The 17,320-nt window shown below is 43.4% G+C and carries 22 protein-coding genes and 1 tRNA gene; 13 read left to right on the plus strand and 10 right to left on the minus strand.

From position 1 onward, the window contains the following. From AB1Y31_08105 to groES, 3 genes are all read right to left on the minus strand, one after another. A complete protein-coding gene (locus tag AB1Y31_08105) occupies window positions 1-336 on the minus strand; it encodes a pentapeptide repeat-containing protein (GenBank protein MEW4983131.1) in 336 nt (111 codons plus the stop codon). Window positions 337-465: 129 nt separating this feature from the next. Beyond that, the gene (gene groL / locus AB1Y31_08110) at window positions 466-2,127 is read right to left on the minus strand and encodes a chaperonin GroEL (GenBank protein MEW4983132.1); all 1,662 of its coding nucleotides are present in this window, start codon (window positions 2,125-2,127) and stop codon (window positions 466-468) included. A gap of 28 nt (window positions 2,128-2,155) precedes the next feature. Beyond that, window positions 2,156-2,443, minus strand: a complete 288-nt coding sequence (gene groES / locus AB1Y31_08115) for a co-chaperone GroES (protein MEW4983133.1) — start codon at window positions 2,441-2,443, stop codon at window positions 2,156-2,158. A gap of 294 nt (window positions 2,444-2,737) precedes the next feature. Here groES and AB1Y31_08120 point away from each other — a divergent pair, with 294 nt between their 5' ends. The 6 genes from AB1Y31_08120 (at window position 2,738) to pqqE (ending at window position 6,737) form a co-directional block, all read left to right on the plus strand. Beyond that, window positions 2,738-3,487, plus strand: coding sequence for a molybdopterin-synthase adenylyltransferase MoeB (locus AB1Y31_08120; GenBank protein MEW4983134.1), 750 nt, complete (start codon window positions 2,738-2,740; stop codon window positions 3,485-3,487). Between the two features lie 102 nt (window positions 3,488-3,589). Continuing rightward, on the plus strand, window positions 3,590-3,664 hold the full coding sequence (gene pqqA / locus AB1Y31_08125; GenBank protein MEW4983135.1) for a pyrroloquinoline quinone precursor peptide PqqA: 75 nt from the start codon (window positions 3,590-3,592) through the stop codon (window positions 3,662-3,664). Window positions 3,665-3,744: 80 nt separating this feature from the next. Continuing rightward, window positions 3,745-4,653, plus strand: coding sequence for a pyrroloquinoline quinone biosynthesis protein PqqB (pqqB, locus tag AB1Y31_08130; protein MEW4983136.1), 909 nt, complete (start codon window positions 3,745-3,747; stop codon window positions 4,651-4,653). Window positions 4,654-4,655: 2 nt separating this feature from the next. Next, window positions 4,656-5,381 carry a pyrroloquinoline-quinone synthase PqqC gene (gene pqqC, locus AB1Y31_08135; GenBank protein ID MEW4983137.1) on the plus strand — a complete coding sequence of 242 codons (726 nt, stop codon included), beginning with the start codon at window positions 4,656-4,658 and terminating at the stop codon, window positions 5,379-5,381. Then, window positions 5,378-5,653 carry a pyrroloquinoline quinone biosynthesis peptide chaperone PqqD gene (gene pqqD / locus AB1Y31_08140; protein ID MEW4983138.1) on the plus strand — a complete coding sequence of 92 codons (276 nt, stop codon included), beginning with the start codon at window positions 5,378-5,380 and terminating at the stop codon, window positions 5,651-5,653. The genes pqqC and pqqD overlap by 4 nt, the downstream gene beginning before the upstream one ends. Next, the gene (gene pqqE, locus AB1Y31_08145) at window positions 5,628-6,737 is read left to right on the plus strand and encodes a pyrroloquinoline quinone biosynthesis protein PqqE (protein ID MEW4983139.1); all 1,110 of its coding nucleotides are present in this window, start codon (window positions 5,628-5,630) and stop codon (window positions 6,735-6,737) included. The genes pqqD and pqqE overlap by 26 nt, the downstream gene beginning before the upstream one ends. A 203-nt stretch (window positions 6,738-6,940) precedes the next feature. On the opposite strand, the gene hspQ is transcribed toward pqqE, so the two are convergent. Together hspQ and pip are read right to left on the minus strand one after the other, a co-directional pair. Next, window positions 6,941-7,264, minus strand: coding sequence for a heat shock protein HspQ (hspQ, locus tag AB1Y31_08150; GenBank protein ID MEW4983140.1), 324 nt, complete (start codon window positions 7,262-7,264; stop codon window positions 6,941-6,943). Between the two features lie 350 nt (window positions 7,265-7,614). Then, window positions 7,615-8,565: a prolyl aminopeptidase gene (gene pip / locus AB1Y31_08155; protein ID MEW4983141.1), complete on the minus strand. Its 951-nt coding sequence runs from the start codon at window positions 8,563-8,565 to the stop codon at window positions 7,615-7,617. 97 nt (window positions 8,566-8,662) lie between these two features. Here pip and thiO point away from each other — a divergent pair, with 97 nt between their 5' ends. The 3 genes from thiO to AB1Y31_08170 all read left to right on the plus strand — a co-directional run bounded on the left by thiO (window position 8,663) and on the right by AB1Y31_08170 (window position 10,336). Next, entirely contained in the window at window positions 8,663-9,745 is a 1,083-nt protein-coding gene (gene thiO, locus AB1Y31_08160) for a glycine oxidase ThiO (protein ID MEW4983142.1), read from the plus strand. Window positions 9,746-9,798: 53 nt separating this feature from the next. Then, window positions 9,799-10,212 (plus strand): Fur family transcriptional regulator, encoded by a 414-nt coding sequence (locus tag AB1Y31_08165; protein ID MEW4983143.1) that lies wholly within the window; start codon window positions 9,799-9,801, stop codon window positions 10,210-10,212. Window positions 10,213-10,260: 48 nt separating this feature from the next. Next, window positions 10,261-10,336 (plus strand) — tRNA-Thr (locus tag AB1Y31_08170). 8 nt (window positions 10,337-10,344) lie between these two features. Here the strand turns inward: AB1Y31_08170 and AB1Y31_08175 are convergent. The 5 genes from AB1Y31_08175 to AB1Y31_08195 form a co-directional block, all read right to left on the minus strand. Continuing rightward, window positions 10,345-11,334 carry a hydrolase gene (locus tag AB1Y31_08175; GenBank protein MEW4983144.1) on the minus strand — a complete coding sequence of 330 codons (990 nt, stop codon included), beginning with the start codon at window positions 11,332-11,334 and terminating at the stop codon, window positions 10,345-10,347. Next, entirely contained in the window at window positions 11,334-11,858 is a 525-nt protein-coding gene (locus AB1Y31_08180; GenBank protein ID MEW4983145.1) for a protein-methionine-sulfoxide reductase heme-binding subunit MsrQ, read from the minus strand. Before AB1Y31_08180 ends, AB1Y31_08175 begins: the two co-directional genes overlap by 1 nt. A gap of 114 nt (window positions 11,859-11,972) precedes the next feature. Continuing rightward, window positions 11,973-12,941 (minus strand): protein-methionine-sulfoxide reductase catalytic subunit MsrP, encoded by a 969-nt coding sequence (gene msrP, locus AB1Y31_08185; GenBank protein ID MEW4983146.1) that lies wholly within the window; start codon window positions 12,939-12,941, stop codon window positions 11,973-11,975. A gap of 167 nt (window positions 12,942-13,108) precedes the next feature. Beyond that, a complete protein-coding gene (locus AB1Y31_08190; GenBank protein ID MEW4983147.1) occupies window positions 13,109-14,434 on the minus strand; it encodes an MFS transporter in 1,326 nt (441 codons plus the stop codon). After that, on the minus strand, window positions 14,431-14,907 hold the full coding sequence (locus tag AB1Y31_08195; GenBank protein ID MEW4983148.1) for a hypothetical protein: 477 nt from the start codon (window positions 14,905-14,907) through the stop codon (window positions 14,431-14,433). The genes AB1Y31_08190 and AB1Y31_08195 overlap by 4 nt, the downstream gene beginning before the upstream one ends. A 55-nt stretch (window positions 14,908-14,962) precedes the next feature. Here AB1Y31_08195 and greB point away from each other — a divergent pair, with 55 nt between their 5' ends. The 4 genes from greB (at window position 14,963) to AB1Y31_08215 (ending at window position 17,275) form a co-directional block, all read left to right on the plus strand. Further along, window positions 14,963-15,457, plus strand: coding sequence for a transcription elongation factor GreB (gene greB / locus AB1Y31_08200; protein MEW4983149.1), 495 nt, complete (start codon window positions 14,963-14,965; stop codon window positions 15,455-15,457). Further along, window positions 15,450-15,935, plus strand: a complete 486-nt coding sequence (locus tag AB1Y31_08205; GenBank protein ID MEW4983150.1) for a YchJ family metal-binding protein — start codon at window positions 15,450-15,452, stop codon at window positions 15,933-15,935. Before greB ends, AB1Y31_08205 begins: the two co-directional genes overlap by 8 nt. Window positions 15,936-16,008: 73 nt before the next feature. Beyond that, the gene (locus AB1Y31_08210) at window positions 16,009-16,995 is read left to right on the plus strand and encodes a diguanylate cyclase (protein ID MEW4983151.1); all 987 of its coding nucleotides are present in this window, start codon (window positions 16,009-16,011) and stop codon (window positions 16,993-16,995) included. A 73-nt stretch (window positions 16,996-17,068) separates the two neighbouring features. Continuing rightward, window positions 17,069-17,275 (plus strand): SHOCT domain-containing protein, encoded by a 207-nt coding sequence (locus AB1Y31_08215; protein ID MEW4983152.1) that lies wholly within the window; start codon window positions 17,069-17,071, stop codon window positions 17,273-17,275. Window positions 17,276-17,320: the final 45 nt, after the last annotated feature.

Genomic DNA, 17,320 nt, shown 5'->3' on the forward strand with positions numbered 1-17,320 from the left:
TTAACCTGATATTCGGATGCGCGTACCATGCATTAAGGAAAGTGTTATTTCTTCAGGGCTAATATTTTTAGGAAAGTACACGCCACTGATTTTCGCATTGAAAAAACTACAGCCCTCTAGTTTACAATCACGTAAATCCGCACCCCTTAAATCTGCATTCTTGAAATAAGCACCGGATAAATCCAAACCGTTTAAGTTCACGCCTTTGAGGTCAAACGCACGAAATTTAGCGTTTACTAGGTCAAGCGCCTTTCCTTCTTCTCGACCTTTATTAAAGGACTCTGCATCATCATGTAGCAAATAACCGTACATTTCACTTTGTTTGTCTTCTAGCATCGCTTCCAGCCTTATTACCCATGTTTTTTAGTAAGTGTAGTCCATTAAAAAAAAATAGCACGCCTCCTCTAGGCGCATAAAAAACCCCGCATAAGCGGGGTTCTTAGATCTAACGACGTGGAGGTCGATTTACATCATGCCGCCCATTCCACCCATGCCGCCCATTCCACCCATGCCGCCCATATCTGGCATACCACCAGCAGCTGCACCAGCTTCTTCAGGTTCATCGGTAATCATGGCTTCGGTAGTAATCATCAAGCCAGCGATAGAAGCTGCATTTTGCAATGCTGTTCTAGTTACTTTAGCTGGATCAAGAATACCCATTGCAATCATGTCGCCGTATTCGCCGGTTGCAGCGTTGTAACCTTCGTTGCCACTGGCTTGTTTAACAGCTTGTAGGACAACTGAAGCTTCTTCGCCTGCGTTAGTTACGATTTGACGTAACGGTGCTTCCATTGCGCGTAACGCAATTTTAATACCGATGTCTTGATCGTGGTTAGCGCCTTTTGCTTCACTCGCAGCACCTAATACGCGAATTAACGCTGTACCGCCACCAGGAACCACACCTTCTTCAACCGCTGCGCGAGTTGAATGCAACGCGTCTTCTACGCGAGCTTTTTTCTCTTTCATTTCAACTTCTGTGGTCGCGCCTACTTTAATAACCGCAACACCGCCAGCTAGTTTAGCCATGCGTTCTTGAAGTTTTTCTTTATCGTAGTCAGAGCTAGCTTCTTCTGCTTGTGTGCGAATTTGTGCAACACGTGCTTCAATATCAGCTGCTTGGCCAGCACCATCAACAACAACTGTGCTGTCTTTAGTAATGGTTACGCGCTTTGCAGAACCCAGGTCTTCTAAGGTTGCTTTTTCTAGTGTTAAGCCCACTTCTTCAGCAATCACTGTACCGCCAGTTAAGATAGCGATATCTTCTAACATTGCTTTACGACGATCGCCAAATCCAGGTGCTTTAACAGCCGCAACTTTAACAATACCGCGCATATTGTTAACAACCAATGTTGCTAACGCTTCGCCTTCGATATCTTCAGCAATAATCAATAATGGACGGCCTGCTTTTGCAACGCCTTCTAAAATTGGTAGTAAATCGCGGATATTTGAGATTTTTTTGTCGTGCAATAAAATCACAGGTTCTTCTAAGTCAACACTCATGCTTTCTTGGTTGTTGATGAAGTATGGAGAGAGGTAGCCACGGTCAAATTCCATGCCTTCAACCACGTCTAGTTCATTTTCTAAACCTGAACCTTCTTCAACGGTGATAACACCTTCTTTGCCCACTTTATCCATTGCTTCAGCGATGATTTCACCAACAGACTCGTCAGAGTTAGCAGAAATAGTACCCACTTGAGCAATCGCTTTCGTGTCTGCACAAGGAACGGCTAATTCTTCAATCGCTGCAACAGCAGCAACCACTGCTTTATCAATACCACGCTTTAGATCCATTGGGTTCATGCCCGCAGCAACAGACTTCATACCTTCAACCAAAATAGCTTGTGCCAATACGGTCGCTGTTGTTGTTCCGTCACCGGCAACGTCTGATGTTTTAGCGGCAACTTCTTTAACCATTTGCGCGCCCATGTTTTGGAACTTGTCTTTTAATTCGATTTCTTTCGCAACAGACACACCATCTTTAGTGATCGTTGGGCCGCCGAAACCTTTATCTAAAACAACGTTACGGCCTTTAGGACCTAATGTTACTTTAACTGCTTTTGCTAGTATATTAACGCCTTCAACCATTAAGCTGCGTGCGTCATCTCCAAATTTAACTTGCTTTGCCATCTGTATATTCCTTAATTAATTCGTGTTTTTATTCAACAACAGCAATGACGTCGCTTTCGCTCATCACTAATAATTCGTCGCCCTCTACTTCAACTTCCGTGCCTGCATATTTGCCAAACAACACGTTGTCGCCAACTTTTACAGACATTGGACGTAAGTCACCTTTGTCATTTACCGCACCATTACCTACGGCAATAATTTCACCACGGCTTGGTTTTTCTTTTGCAGAATCTGGAAGTACAATACCGCCTGCGCTAACTGCTTCTTCTTCAACGCGTTTGATGATGACGCGGTCGTTTAATGGACGTAAGTTCATTTCTTTAAGTCTCCTATTATTAAAATTGATATAGCCATTCCGGCTAGCAAAATAGATATGGGGCGATGTATCACTAAATCAACCCCCCCACACCTTTAAAATTAATGTCTCTTAAAACTATTAGCACTCTTTCTTTAAGACTGCTAATAATAGCGACAGATGCTGTTGTGTCAAGTAGACGAGCCTATTCGAAGAAACTGACCTCGCTTTTATTCTTCTTCGGTGAAAGTTATGGTTAATAATCATCAAACTCGGTTACCATAATTGCCATAACAATATCCTTAAAGATTCATCATGAATGACGAACAACTCTTAAGATACAGCCGACAAATCATGCTGCCTTCAATCGACATTGAAGGCCAACAAGCACTCCTTAATTCTCGCGTTCTTATTATTGGCATGGGCGGATTAGGTAGCCCAGTGGGCCTCTATTTGGCCGCTGCAGGCGTTGGCCATTTGGTTATTAGCGATTTTGACGAAGTAGACCTTTCCAATCTTCAGCGGCAGATCGCTCATACAAGCAACAGCATTGGTATGTCTAAAGTAGACTCTGCAAAGCAAACGTTTCATGCTATCAACCCACACATTAATATAACGACAATTAATAAAAAATTTACCCCCGACACCTTATTAGAACAAGTCCATCTGGCCGACATTGTTGTGGATTGTTGCGACAATTTTGAAACACGCTTCGCTGTCAATGATGCTTGCGTTGCCGCTAAAACACCGTTGGTTTCAGGCGCTGCGATTCGTTTTGAAGGGCAAATATCCGTTTTTGACCCACGCGATGAACAATGCCCTTGTTACAACTGCCTCTACCCTCGCGATGGCAGTGTTGCTCAAACCTGCTCTGAAAATGGCGTTATTGCACCCATCACTGGGATTATTGGTAGCATGCAAGCCTTGGAAACGATCAAAGTCATCACCGGTGCTGGCGAATCATTACAGGGCCGTGTTTTATTGCTCGATGGATTATCCATGGAATGGCAAAGTATGCAGTTGCCACGCAACCCTAATTGCCCCACTTGCTCCAGCAACGCCTGACCTAAAGCACTTGCAATCATCACCAAAAAACTTATACTTGGAACCAATTCAGTGAAGAACTGTCTCAATAACTATTAAAAATGCAATCGAAGGAGATACATCATGAAGTGGGAAACACCAACATATAAAGATTTACGTTTCGGTTTTGAAGTAACGATGTACATCTATAACCGATAGATAAAAGATTTCCAGTTGAAAAGGGGGTTCCAATCGGAACCCCTTTTTTATTTCTGTCAATATTTAAAAATTTACTCATTATGCAAATTCGTGTTTTAGGTTCTGGTGCAGGCGGCGGCTTCCCCCAATGGAATTGTAGCTGCCCAAATTGTAAGGCGGTAAGAGAAGGCTCAATCAAAGCGTCTACTCGTAATCAATCATCCATCGCCATCTCATCCGATGGTGAGCATTGGGCGTTATTTAACGCCTCCCCCGATGTGCGCGCACAATTAGAAAACTTTCCGGAAATCCATCCTAAGAACAAAGTCCGCGGCACCGGCATAGAAGCGATTGTGATGTTCGATTCACAAATCGACCATGCAACGGGCTTGCTGATATTGCGCGAAGGTGACCCGTTGACGGTTTACTGCACCGAAATGGTAAAACAAGACCTTTCGACTGGCTTCCCTATTTTTAATATTCTAGAGCATTTTTGTGGTGTGGAAGATCACCCTATTCCGCTTAACGGAGACGCGTTTACCATCCCAAACATAGACGATTTAGAGTTCACCGCCCTACCACTTAAAAGCAAAGCACCGCCATATTCGCCGCATAGGAACGACCCTCACGAGGGCGATAACATCGGCATGATTATTCGCCAAATTTCAACGGGCAAAACAACCTTCTACGCACCTGGTTTAGGTGTTATTGAACCGCATGTTGAAAAAGCTATGAGCGACGCTAATTGCGTCTTAGTAGACGGCACATTTTGGACAGATGATGAACTGGCCTCGGTTGGCCGCCCATTACTCGCCAGAAAGATCGGCCATTTACCGCAATCCGGTGAAGGTGGCATGATTGAGTTCTTAGATACGCTCGATAAACCGCGCAAAATTCTGATCCACATCAATAATACCAACCCCATTTTGAACGAGGAATCAGAAGAACGCGATATACTGACTCAACACGGCATTGAAGTGTCGTACGACAATATGAATATCGAGCTGTAAACATGACAGATAAAGCCCCGTGGTCACCACAAGAATTTGAACAACGCATTCGTGATATGGAGCGTTTTTACCATATCAACCACCCGTACCACGTGATGATGCACGAAGGCACGCTAAGCAAAGAACAAATCCGTGGCTGGGTGGCAAACCGTTTTTACTATCAAATTAATATTCCATTGAAAGATGCCGCCATTATGGCGAATTGCCCAGACCGTGATACACGTGCCCAGTGGATTCAACGCATTATCGACCACGATGGCGCACCCGGAGAAATCGGTGGTATCGAAGCGTGGCTGCAACTCGGCGAAGCGGTTGGTTTAACACGCGAGGAAGTATTGTCAGAAGAACACGTACTACCCGGTGTTCGTTTTGCAGTAGACGCTTACGTGAACTTTGCACGACGCGCCGATTGGCACGAAGCGGCAAGTTCGTCGTTAACGGAGTTATTTGCGCCTAAAATTCACCAACAGCGCCTAGACAATTGGCCTGAGCATTATCCGTGGATTGATTTAAAAGGCCTTACTTATTTCCAAAAAAGACTCTCTGAGGCACGACGTGACGTTGAACACGGTTTGCGCATCACGCTTGATTACTACAAAACACGCGAGCAACAAGAAAGAATGCTCGGTATTCTAAAGTTCAAGCTCGACATACTTTGGACAATGGCCGATGCCATGCACATGGCCTACGTGCATAAAATGCCGCCTTACTTCACGGTAAAATCATGAGCTTAGACAATAGCAAAGCTTTTCAGCTTTCGCCCACCTACCGTCTGCAATGGGAAGAGGCGCAAAATATGTTTGTTCTACTCTACCCAGAAGGCCTTATTGAACTTAACCAAAGCTCAGCAGAAATTTTACAAGTATGTGATGGCAAAAATAAACTCAGCGACATTGTGCGCATTCTTGAAGAAAAATTCTCAGCGACTGGCTTGAAAAATGACATCAGCAATTTTTTAAACACGGCACTCGGCAATGGCTGGATCACTCAAAGCGCCTAGCCCACCACGCTGGTTATTAGCCGAGCTAACCTATGCCTGCCCGTTGCAGTGTCCGTACTGCTCTAATCCGCTCGACTACGCTAACTTCACCAACGAGCTCAACACCGACGAATGGAAGCGTGTACTCAAGCAATCACGCGAAATGGGCGCGGTTCAACTCGGTTTTTCAGGTGGTGAACCCCTCGTTAGAAAAGACCTCACTGAGCTGGTGCGTTATTCACACGATCTTGGTTATTACATCAACCTCATCACCTCCGGTTACAACATGGATGAGGCTAAAATTATTGAATTAAAAGAAGCCGGACTGGACCATATTCAAATAAGTTTACAAGCCAGCTCCAAAGAATTGAACGATTATATTGCCGGTACAGAAAGCTTTGAGCACAAAAAAGTAGTCGCTAAGTTAATCAAAAAACACGGCTACCCAATGGTCTTGTGTGTCGTATTACACCGCGAAAACATCCACCAAATGAAAGACATTTTGGAGATGGCGATAGAACTGGGTGCTGATTTTGTCGAGCTCGCCAATACACAATACTATGGCTGGGCACAACACAACCGCGACCAGCTGCTTCCCACCCAAGAACAGCTAAAAGAAGCCGAAGCGATAGCAAAGGAATACCAAGAATCACAAGCTGGAAAAATGAAGATTTACTACGTGATTCCCGATTATTTTGAAGGCCGCCCAAAAGCCTGCATGAACGGCTGGGGAACCACTTTCTTAACAATAGCACCTGATGGCCTAGCACTGCCTTGCCATTCCGCACGACAATTACCCAATTTCGATTGCCCCAGCGTACGCGACTACTCTATTAACGAAATATGGAACGAATCCACCGCGTTTAACTACTTCCGCGGTGATGATTGGATGAAAGAACCCTGCAGAAGCTGTCCAGAAAAAGACAAAGATTTTGGTGGTTGCCATTGCCAAGCATTTTTACTTACCGGCGACGCAACAAATGCTGACCCCGTTTGTGATTTATCACCACAACATCACATCGTGACGGATGCAATCGCAACGGCAGAAAAACCCGCCGAACAACCCTTGCTCTTTAGAAACAGCAAGAATTCGAAGTTATTTTAAATTAATTATTTGAGCTAAAACTGCTATTTACCAAAAGCGACTCGCCGCTTTTGCGCAGCCCAGTAAGCAATAGCGAGCGATCTTAATATTTATTGAGTAACGACCTACACGCTCTCCATTCAAGCCCTTAGACTTTGACAACTATAGCTAGAAACATTTGATATGGAAAAGTCGATTAGCTTTTCTATTGATGTGTTGGATCACTAATTGGCCCGGCCTTCACGGATATAGCGACCACCTTCAAAGCGTGAAAAGATCCCAGCTAGCATCGGATGCCTGATCGGCTCACCACTCAAATCAAGCTCTAGATTTTGCTCAGCCACGTACGTGACATGGCTCGCACCGTGAACCAAAACCTGATACCAAGGCTTATCTTTCGGTGGACGCGACCTCGCAACCGTTTCGTACCATTCATCAGTTGACCGGAATGTCGCATCAACATCTGCAATAACACCGCGATAATCGAAAAGTTGGTGATGGACTACATCACCGATGGAAAACTTTGCCTTGCTAATACTGGTCGCCATGGTCATATATTCCTTGCTGCCCTAAACTCGCTTAATACCGTTATTTAAAATGATTTGTTTTTAACCGTATGCTTTGGGCTTTTTACCACCTTACTTGCTAATGCCGTTAAATTAAAGAGCTTTGGTCATTTGGATTTTTTTGAGTAACACCGATAAGCAACGCTTAATAAATTCACCAGCACTCAAGCAAAGCGACATATGCGAAAGTTTAACGGCGCACCAAAAAACCATTTCCAGTTCTTTTTAAAAATAGTGATTTAACAAATCGTGATACAAAAACCAGTTAAAGCAACTAAATCAATCTGTTAAAGAGAAATTAGATTAGTTATCTAGGATAGCAACCTTTAATATTAACCTTTAAAAATGGAATCTGTTGCTGTCACTAAGGCATCAATCATTTCTTCACCGTGCGCTAGGTGCGTTGAGTTTACCAGCTTAATAAGGGTTGCATTGGGCAACACTTTTGAAAGCGTTATGGATGATCCTATTGGGCACATAAAGTCTTTTTCACCGTGAATAATCGTACAGGGGATATTTTGTAAACTGGCGGCATTATTTATAATTTCGTTCTCTTCAATAAAATAGCGGTTCATTCCATAGTGTGTTTCGATACGCGCTTGCGCCACCGCCGTTTCTGGCACGTCACCGTCTAATTCAGCTGCATTAAAATCATCCCCCAACACCACAGCGCCTCCCCATGCATCCCATTCACGTGTTGCTGCTTGCTGCACTTGTGGGTCGTCACTATTTAGCCGTCGATGGTAAGCGGCTAACAAATTTTCCTGCTCTGGTTTGGATACGTGTTTGATAAAACGTTGCCATGCTTCTGGAAATAATTGATTAGCGCCACCATCTTTAAAGAACCACTCTGCATCGCATGAGCGCGCTAGGAACGTTCCGCGCAATACCAAACCCGAGACTCGATGATTATGCTGTTGCGCATACAAAAGTGCTAATGTAGCGCCCCAAGAGCCACCGAATAACAACCATTGCTCGATGTCTAAACGCTGACGAATCAACTCCATATCAGCCATTAGATATTGCGTTGTATTATTGCGTAGCTCGCCAGATGGCTTTGAACGCCCTGCCCCACGTTGATCCATTAAAATAATATGATATTTTTCTGGGTTAAAAAAACAACGATGATGATCTTTGCAACTAGAGCCCGGCCCTCCATGTAAGAAGATAACTGGTTGGCCATTTGAATTGCCTATTTGTTCAACGTAAATCTCATGCCCATCAGCGGTTTCAAGCCAATCCGTCGCGAATGGCTCTATTTCGGGGTACAGCGTTTTCAACATCACACATCCTTTAACTTCATCTATTAAAGCTGATAAGGCTCAGCAAATACCGAATTAGACTACGCTATACTGAGCGTTTTTGAAACTTAACTCCTACATGTTCGATTTTCTTATTATTGGTGGCGGCATCATTGGTTTGTTAACCGCTAAAGAGCTACAAAAAAGCGGCGAAAACGTTGCCATTGTCGAAAAAAACAGCCCCGGGCAACAAGCAACTTGGGCCGCTGGCGGCATCTTATCCCCGATGCGTCCGTGGCATTATTCTGAACCGGTTAATGCCATTAGTTCGCCTAGCCAAGCAATATATCAGCAACTAGCGAGCGAAATGTACGACGAAACAGGCATAGATCCCGAATGGCTACTGTCTGGCATGTTGGTGTTAAACGATGACGAGATGACAGAGGCCACCCAATGGTGTCAACAGCACAATGCCCCAAATGAAATGTTATCTGTTGAGCAACTCAAGCAACAGTTCTCTCATCTTAAGCCGTTAAACGAACCCGCTCTTTATCGCGCAGATGTGGCGACCATTCGCCCACATAAATTATTAAAGGCACTGAACCGGTATCTCGCCGATAACGGCGTTACTTTTTATAACGGTCAAGCAGCCAATAAATTACTGATAAAAAACAACGTGATCACAGGCGTTCAGCTGGATAACTCCACCCTCCAAGCCAAAGAATACATTATTTGTGGTGGCGCATGGAGCCCACAATTAGTACCCCAAATTGCTCAACAACCCACTATTAATCCCGTTAAGGGGCAAATGATTTGCTTTCCACCTGTTGATACCCATAACCTCTGCATGGTGATGGATGGTGACCGCTACATTATCCCCAGAAAAGACGGCCGAGTCGTTGTTGGCAGCACACGAGAACATACCGAATTTGATGCTACAACAACCCAAGTTGCCTTCAATGAATTACGGAATTTTGCTCAACAATTGTACCCCGCACTTTCCAATATTGAGCCTGACGCACATTGGGCTGGGCTAAGGCCGTCTTCACCGGATAGTATTCCTTATATTTGTAGGGTCGAGCCTTTCAAGAACCTAAGCCTTAATGCAGGGCATTACAGAAACGGAATCGTCACAGCACCGGCTAGCGCCGAACTGATGGCGGACATCGTGTTAAACAGAGCCACTAAAATTGACCATTTACCCTACCAAATAATGCGATAACGTTCTCAAAAAACCTTGTGCTATACTCCTAAAACAGGATCAAGGTGATGACAATGGTCAATAAAACAAATATACAGTCTGTTAAATATTTACTGAGAGAACATGGCATTACGCCTACTCAGCAGCGTGTTGAGATTGCAAATTTTTTATTCCAAAAGCAACAACACGTCAGTGCGGATCAAATATTATCCAATCTCAATCAGGGGGATCAGCCCGTCTCAAAAGCCACTGTGTACAACACTCTCGGCTTATTCGCCGATAAAGGTTTGCTACGTGAAGTCATTATCGACCCCAACAAAGTTTTTTACGACACCAACACCAAGCATCACCACCATTTTTATAATACCGCCACCAGTACATTAACGGATATAAAAAATACTGACATCATCATCGAAAATCTGCCCAAACTTCCAGCCGGAACTGACTTTCAATCCGTTGATGTAATCATTAAAGTCCGCAATAAGTAAACAACTTGTCGTTCCTTTAATATTTCCCTATACTTTCACGTCCTTTTGGCCGATGTAGCTCAGTTGGTAGAGCACCTCATTCGTAATGAGTAGGTCGGCGGTTCGAATCCGCCCATTGGCTCCACGCTAACCTTATCGTTTCTTCAAACTATCCAAAAAATTAGGGACTCTTTGCTCTAACCAAAAGCCCAACTCGTCGTTTTCTAATCGACTTATAAAACCCACATGCCCACCGTTATCCACTACCTCTAATTGCGTGGTTGGCGACAGCAATTCTAGCTCAGGTATAACAGACGGTGTTAGAAATGGGTCGTCCTTTGCTTGAACCAATAATGTGTTGGTTTGGATGTCTTTTAAAAAGCCAATCGAACTGTTTTTTTTGTAATAGTCATGCACATCATCAAAGGCATGTAGACGAGCGACAACATGGTCATCAAACTCCCAGAATGACTTTATCCAAGAAATATCACCCAAAGCTTCCAACTTCTTTGCCTCATTTAACAAGTTATTTGCTTTAAAGAAATTTAATTTATTTAATAACTTCTTTTTCATCTCGCTAATTAGATGATAACGATAGATTCTAGATAAGCCCTGATCAACTCTATCCGCACAATTGGCTAACTTGAACGGCACGGAAATGGCGACCGCCCCGCTTATGTCTAACTCGCTGGCTTTTTCGGCTAACCACTTAAGCATGATATTTCCTCCCAATGAGAAACCCACGGTGTAGATGGCCGTTTGTGGATTTTTATTTCGAATATTTTGATACAGTTGATTGATGTCTTGCGTAAAGCCAGCATGATAACTTGCCGCTTTTAGGTTGGGTTCACCACTACATGCACGGAAATTAATGGCTGCCGTTGTATAGCCCTCCTGCGTTAATATATCTTGCATGCCTAAAATATAATGAGAGCTAGAACACCCCGTTAGACCGTGCATTAAGATAACGATTCCTTTTTCGCCATCTCCGTACCAATCCACATCAAAAAAGTCGTCATCGGGCGTTACACAGCGCTCTCTTTGACGAATTAAATTGGGTACCTTTCTAAAAATAAAGGGCCACATCGTTTGAACATGTCCGTTCGATAACCATTTAGCAGGCGTGAAACTATCTGACATCATTAGGCCTTTTCCGAAAAGGCTTGAAACATTTTCTTAAACATTGGCCACCTAAAGGCTAACAAAATTGATAGTAAGACGGCGTAAATTAACGGCTCGACGTAATCTAGTTTTGTTAACCAGAAGAAATGGACAACCCCCAGAATGCCCACCAAATAGATAACTTTATGCAGCGAGGACCATGACTTCCCCATCCTGCGCATCATGCCGGCCGTCGAGGTTACTGCTAGCGGTATCAGTAATAAGTACGCAAGTATGCCTAAAATAATATAGGGGCTTTCAGGCACATCTTCGATCATATTAGCAAGATTAAGCGACTGATCCAGCACCAACCAAACCAGCATGTGCAAACTGGCATAAAAGAAACTAAATAAGCCGAACATGCGGCGGAAACGTATCGGCACCGGTGAATGCAACAAGCGTTGTAACGGCGTCATAGCCAATGTGATGAGCAGAAAACGTAGGGTCCAATCACCCGTTCTAAAGTGTAGTGTTTGAATGGGGTCTGCGCCAAGTAAGTTGTTCACCGTATCCCACGTGATAAGACAAGACGGCAGTAAACACACACTAAAAACGACCGTTTTTAAACCAGCTAATTGAGTCTTAGAAAGCCTTTTTCTTGCCACTGACTTGATAGCCTTTTAGAAGAATTTTTTTAAGTTCATGCCTTTGTATAAACTCGCCACCTGTTCACCATAGCCATTAAATATTTCTGTCTCCCTTTTGGGCGTAAACAATGACGCACCAATGATACGTTCGCGACGTTGGCTCCACCTTGGGTGAGGCACCTGCGGGTTCACATTCGCAAAAAAACCGTATTCGTTTTTAGCCCCCTCATTCCATGATGTTTTTGGCATGTGTTCGGTTAACCTGATTTTTACGATGGATTTGATACTTTTAAAGCCGTACTTCCAAGGCACAATCAGTCTCAACGGTGCACCGTTTTGATTCGGCATTTCTTCTCCATACAGCCCCGTTGCCATCAATGTGAGTGGGTTCATTGCTTCGTCCATTCGCAACCCTTCAACATAGGGCCATTTTAAGGTACGGCGCTTTTGCCCTGGCATCTGTTCAGGGTCATACAGGGTAGTAAATTCAACGTATTTTGCTTTCGATGTTGGCTCCATTTGTCTAATCAGTTCAGACAAAGAAAACCCTATCCACGGCACAACCATTGACCACGCCTCCACGCAGCGTAAACGATAGATGCGTTCTTCTAACTGCTGGCGCTTCAAAATATCTTCTAAGTTATAGATGCCCGGTTTACCTACTTCACCTTCGACGGTCACACTCCAAGGCTTAGTTTTAAGCAAATGCGCATTAACAGCAGGGTCACCTTTTGCCGTGCCAAATTCGTAAAAATTATTATAGGTTGTTACATATTCGTAGGGGGTGAGTTTTTCATTAAGCGAGAAAATACTTTTTTTATAGTTCTCTATTTTATTGCCTGCCCATAAGGTGCTTGGTGCCAAACCACTCGCTAACATAATGCTTGAGCTCTGCGCCAAAAACTGTCGGCGTGATTTAGATATGAGCGAGCGGCTACTATAAAAATCTTCCTTGGGCGTTATATCATTTTCACTGAATAAGGCCGGTTTTTTTATGAGCATTTGTTTTCCTAATACGTCATGGGGTTATTCTGTAGACCCTATCCTACCGCAAATCCTTTCACACAGAATAAAACGGAGCTGCAGCTCCACTTTCTCCGTTATGCATACAATTAGCCCTTATTGCTAACTTTAATGCGCTATGGAAGCGCTGGTTATATTTCCAGGTACTAAATTGATTTCTTCTCATGATTACGAATTAGAAATGATGCCGCTGCAGTGATGAAGCACAGGCCACCAAAAACAATGAAATTAATATTCAGCCCAAACGAAGCGGTAACGAGTGCGCCAGCAACCAATGGGCCTATGATCGAGCCCGCACGCCCAACACCAAGAGCCCAACCCACACCCGTTGAACGAATATGCGTGGGATACATATAACTGGATAATGCATTTAAACTGACCTGGCCTCCAACGATAAAAAACCCAGCAAAAAAACTCAATAGCATCACCAAGTTTATTGAAGAGCCTAATTGACCAACCGCTATCATGCTGACCCCACCCAAGACAAAGCAGCTTGATAGTAACGCTTTAGTCCCTATAACACGGACTAACCTAGAAAATACAAACGGTGCAACCGCCCCGCCTATATTTAGCACCACCACCGTTATAGTCGCTTGACTTAAATCATAGCCAGCCTGAACCAACAAAGTTGGAATCCAACTGTATAAAAAGTACGCAACCATCAAATTAAAGAAAAACACACTCCATAACAGCAAGGTATCTCTTGCCCTTCCCTCCAAAAACAAGGCCTTAACGCTAAAGTGCTTTTCTTCCTCAATATGGTGAGCAAAGACTGATGTATCAGACACCACCTCATTAGAATCAATTTTACGGGCTATTTTCCGCAACAAATCATCATTATCACTGGCGTGTTCAACTAAAAAGCGCGGCGATTCAGGCAGCCATATCAGTAACACAAAGGCTAATATTACTGGCATTAAACCGCCGACATAAAACAAGGATGACCAACCAAACATTGGAATAAGTTGGCCCGCTAACAAGCCACCGGTGATACCACCAATTGGCATACCTAAAAAAATAACCGCTACCGCCAAATTTCGGTGTTTAGTTGATACATATTCAGTTATTAGCGCGGTCACATTTGGCATTGCACCACCTAGACCCAAGCCCGTAACGAATCTTAAAACCAGTAATTCATCATAGGTTTTAACAAAGCCCGTTAATAGCGTACATAAACCAAATATAAATACGCTACCAATAACAGCATTACGCCGGCCATATTTATCACCTATTGGCCCTAGTATTAATGCACCTATCATCATCCCGGCTAAACCAGCAGAAAAAACGAAACCCAATTCACTTTTTTCTATCTGCAAAGCCTCGCTGATGGCAGGCGCTGCAAAAGCAATCGCTAATACATCAAAGCCATCAAACACAATAACCAAGGCACAAAAAAACATGACTACTTTTTGAAAAGTTCCGAGTGGGCTTTGCTCAATAATGTCGCCCATTTCTAATACTTCTTGTTTCATACACCCCTCTCGTTTTTTTTAATTGCATTATTAAATGACGCTTCAACGATGCTTAACACCGTTGCAATTTCTTCACTATTTCTTGGTCCGTACACCAACACAACCGTTTCAGGAATTGGCCCCATTCCAGCCAATGGGTGCTTCTCACCCCATTGTTTATCGATCACCTGATGGAAATCCGCTGCTGACAAAACCATATGCAAGCTGCCGTCATAGGCAGGGTGAACGTGTGCAAACTCGCGGCCAATCATAAAACTGTCTGCGCAATTGCACGCTTGACCTTCATTCAACCAGAGCGCCTCGGCACCGGGCACTGAAATAATACTGGGCCTGCGAGACACATGATCTAGCTTAAACAACTGTTCTTTAAATTGTTGATGCATTTCAATATCAGGGTTTTGCGTCAACTGCTCATGAGGATTGGTGTTAGTCGTTTCCGGACGTTCCCCTTCTCTAACGGGTATATTTAGCATGTTTGTGTTTTATAATTTGATGTAACAAAAATTTAACATATATTATCATTATCTTATGAGTCGTTACCGCCCACCTGCACCGCCAAAATCACCTTACATTACAAAAAAAGGTTTCGAACAATTACAAGCCGAAGAAAAGAGCTTATGGCTCAAACGCCGTCCGGTAGTTACAGCCTTATCTGCCGCCGCCGCAGAAGGCGATCGCTCTGAAAATGCCGAGTTCATTTACCGCAAAAAGGAGCTTCGCGAAATTGACCGACGTATTCGATACTTGCAAAAGCGCTTACCGAATTTAACAGTGGTTTCGGAAAAGCCAACTAATTTAGATCAAATTTTCTTTTCCGCCATCACGACATTAGAGGATGAAGAAGGTAATGAAACGACTTACCGCATCGTCGGCCCAGATGAAGTCGACCAGCAAGCGAACTACATTAGCATGGACTCACCCGTTGCCAAGGCATTATTCAAAAAGCGCTTGGATGACGAAGTAACCGTCACCACGCCTGCTGGCAAGATCAGCTACGTCATCATTGATATCCAATATGAATAAGGTCAATTGCCCTTGTGGTTCCTTAAGACCGTACGATGATTGCTGCGGCTTATTCATTAGCAAAGGGCTTAGCCCTAAAACAGCTGAACAGTTAATGCGTTCACGCTTTAGTGCTTTTTACCTCGCTAAATTTCAATACATCGTTGATACGGAACACGTGTCTAAACGACACAATACCGACATATCCGAGCTAAAAAAAGATCAAAGCGGCATCACTTGGATTCAACTGATCATTCATCGAACAGCCGGTGGATCACAAGAAGATACAGACGGCATGGTTGAATTCTCCGCTTTCTTTAATGAAAACAACCAGTTTTATGAACTGCGAGAAACATCACAATTTGCCAATGAAAATGGCACTTGGTTTTATCTAGATGGTAAGTCTGCCATCCAAGCCATTAACCTTACGTTCAAGAGAAATTCCCCGTGTTGGTGTCGTAGCGGAAAAAAATATAAAAAATGCCATGCAATGATGTAAGTAATTGTATTTGTACTTGAATCCTTCGCCCGAACGCGCATAATCAAGTCGCAAACACTTACTTTCATGAACCATGAACCAACATAATAAAAAAGTAACGTCATCAAAAAAACATGACACTTTTGCAGCATCAAGTGTTTTAGACAGCATTGCTATTCCAACCTTTGCGATTAATGTTGAACATAAAATAACGCATTGGAATAGAGCCATCGAGAAGGCGTCAGGCCTACTTGCTAAAGATATGATTGGCACCACAAACCAATGGAAACCATTCTACCCTAACCCTCGTCCCACCATGTCCGACCTTATCGTCGAGGGCGCCAAAGATGAGTCCGTTGAACGCTTTTATACAAATAAATTTCACAAGTCTAACGTTCTAGAAAACGCATACGAAGCTGAAGATTTTTTCCCTGCAATGGGTAGCGGTGAATGGCTTTCGTTCACCGCAGCACCCATACTGGATACTGACAACAACATTATAGGTGCCGTTGAAACGTTAACCATTATTAGCGACCGAAAACACGCTGAACTAGAATTAATTATTAGCCAACAGAAATATCGTGAACTCAGTACCTTAGATGATTTAACTCAATTATTTAACCCTCGGCATTTCTTTGTAAAAATAGAAGAAGAAATTGACCGTTGTAACCGTTACAGTCAGACTTTATCTATTTGTATGTTAGATTTAGATAACTTTAAAGGTATTAATGACGCGTACGGTCATCAATTTGGAAACCTCATCCTCACCGAGTTTGCGAAAATTATAAAAACAAATATCCGCCAGGTTGATATAGCCTTTCGCTACGGCGGTGAAGAATTTATTATCTTATTCCCCTTTGTTATCGCCAATCACGCCGCCACCGTAGTTGAAAAAATTCGAGTTCAATTTGAACAAGTTGACTTCAAAACTGATGACAACGCCGTTATTAATGTAACGACTAGCGCTGGCCTTGCCACTTATGGCTCTAAAGAAGGTAAAGACAGTTTGATTAAAAGAGCAGATAAGGCCATGTACCAGTCAAAATCTGCTGGCAAAAATAAAATCACCATTGCTGATTAAGCACACTTTTAAATACAATCAGGCTTACCCTAGCAAGTGAGCATTACATCATCGATGACGAAACGTAGAAAATATGGATTCTAACGACTTTGGGTTATGGGCAATGTTTGCCTTTTGGGCTAGTGCTATTGGAGGCATTATGCTCGCAATTAAGTGGGCGAATAAAAGGGGCAAAAAAAGCCCCGCACCACCATCTATCATTATCGAGTCACTCAAGAAACGATTAGCGGAAGGCGAAATAAGCGAAGAAGAGTATCAACGTCGCCTACGTGATCTCTAAGCCACGCTCTGTCAACGAAACATCGCATGCGGGGCTTCATAACCT

It is taken from the genome of Cycloclasticus sp., assembly GCA_040743155.1.
GTDB lineage: Bacteria > Pseudomonadota > Gammaproteobacteria > Methylococcales > Cycloclasticaceae > Cycloclasticus.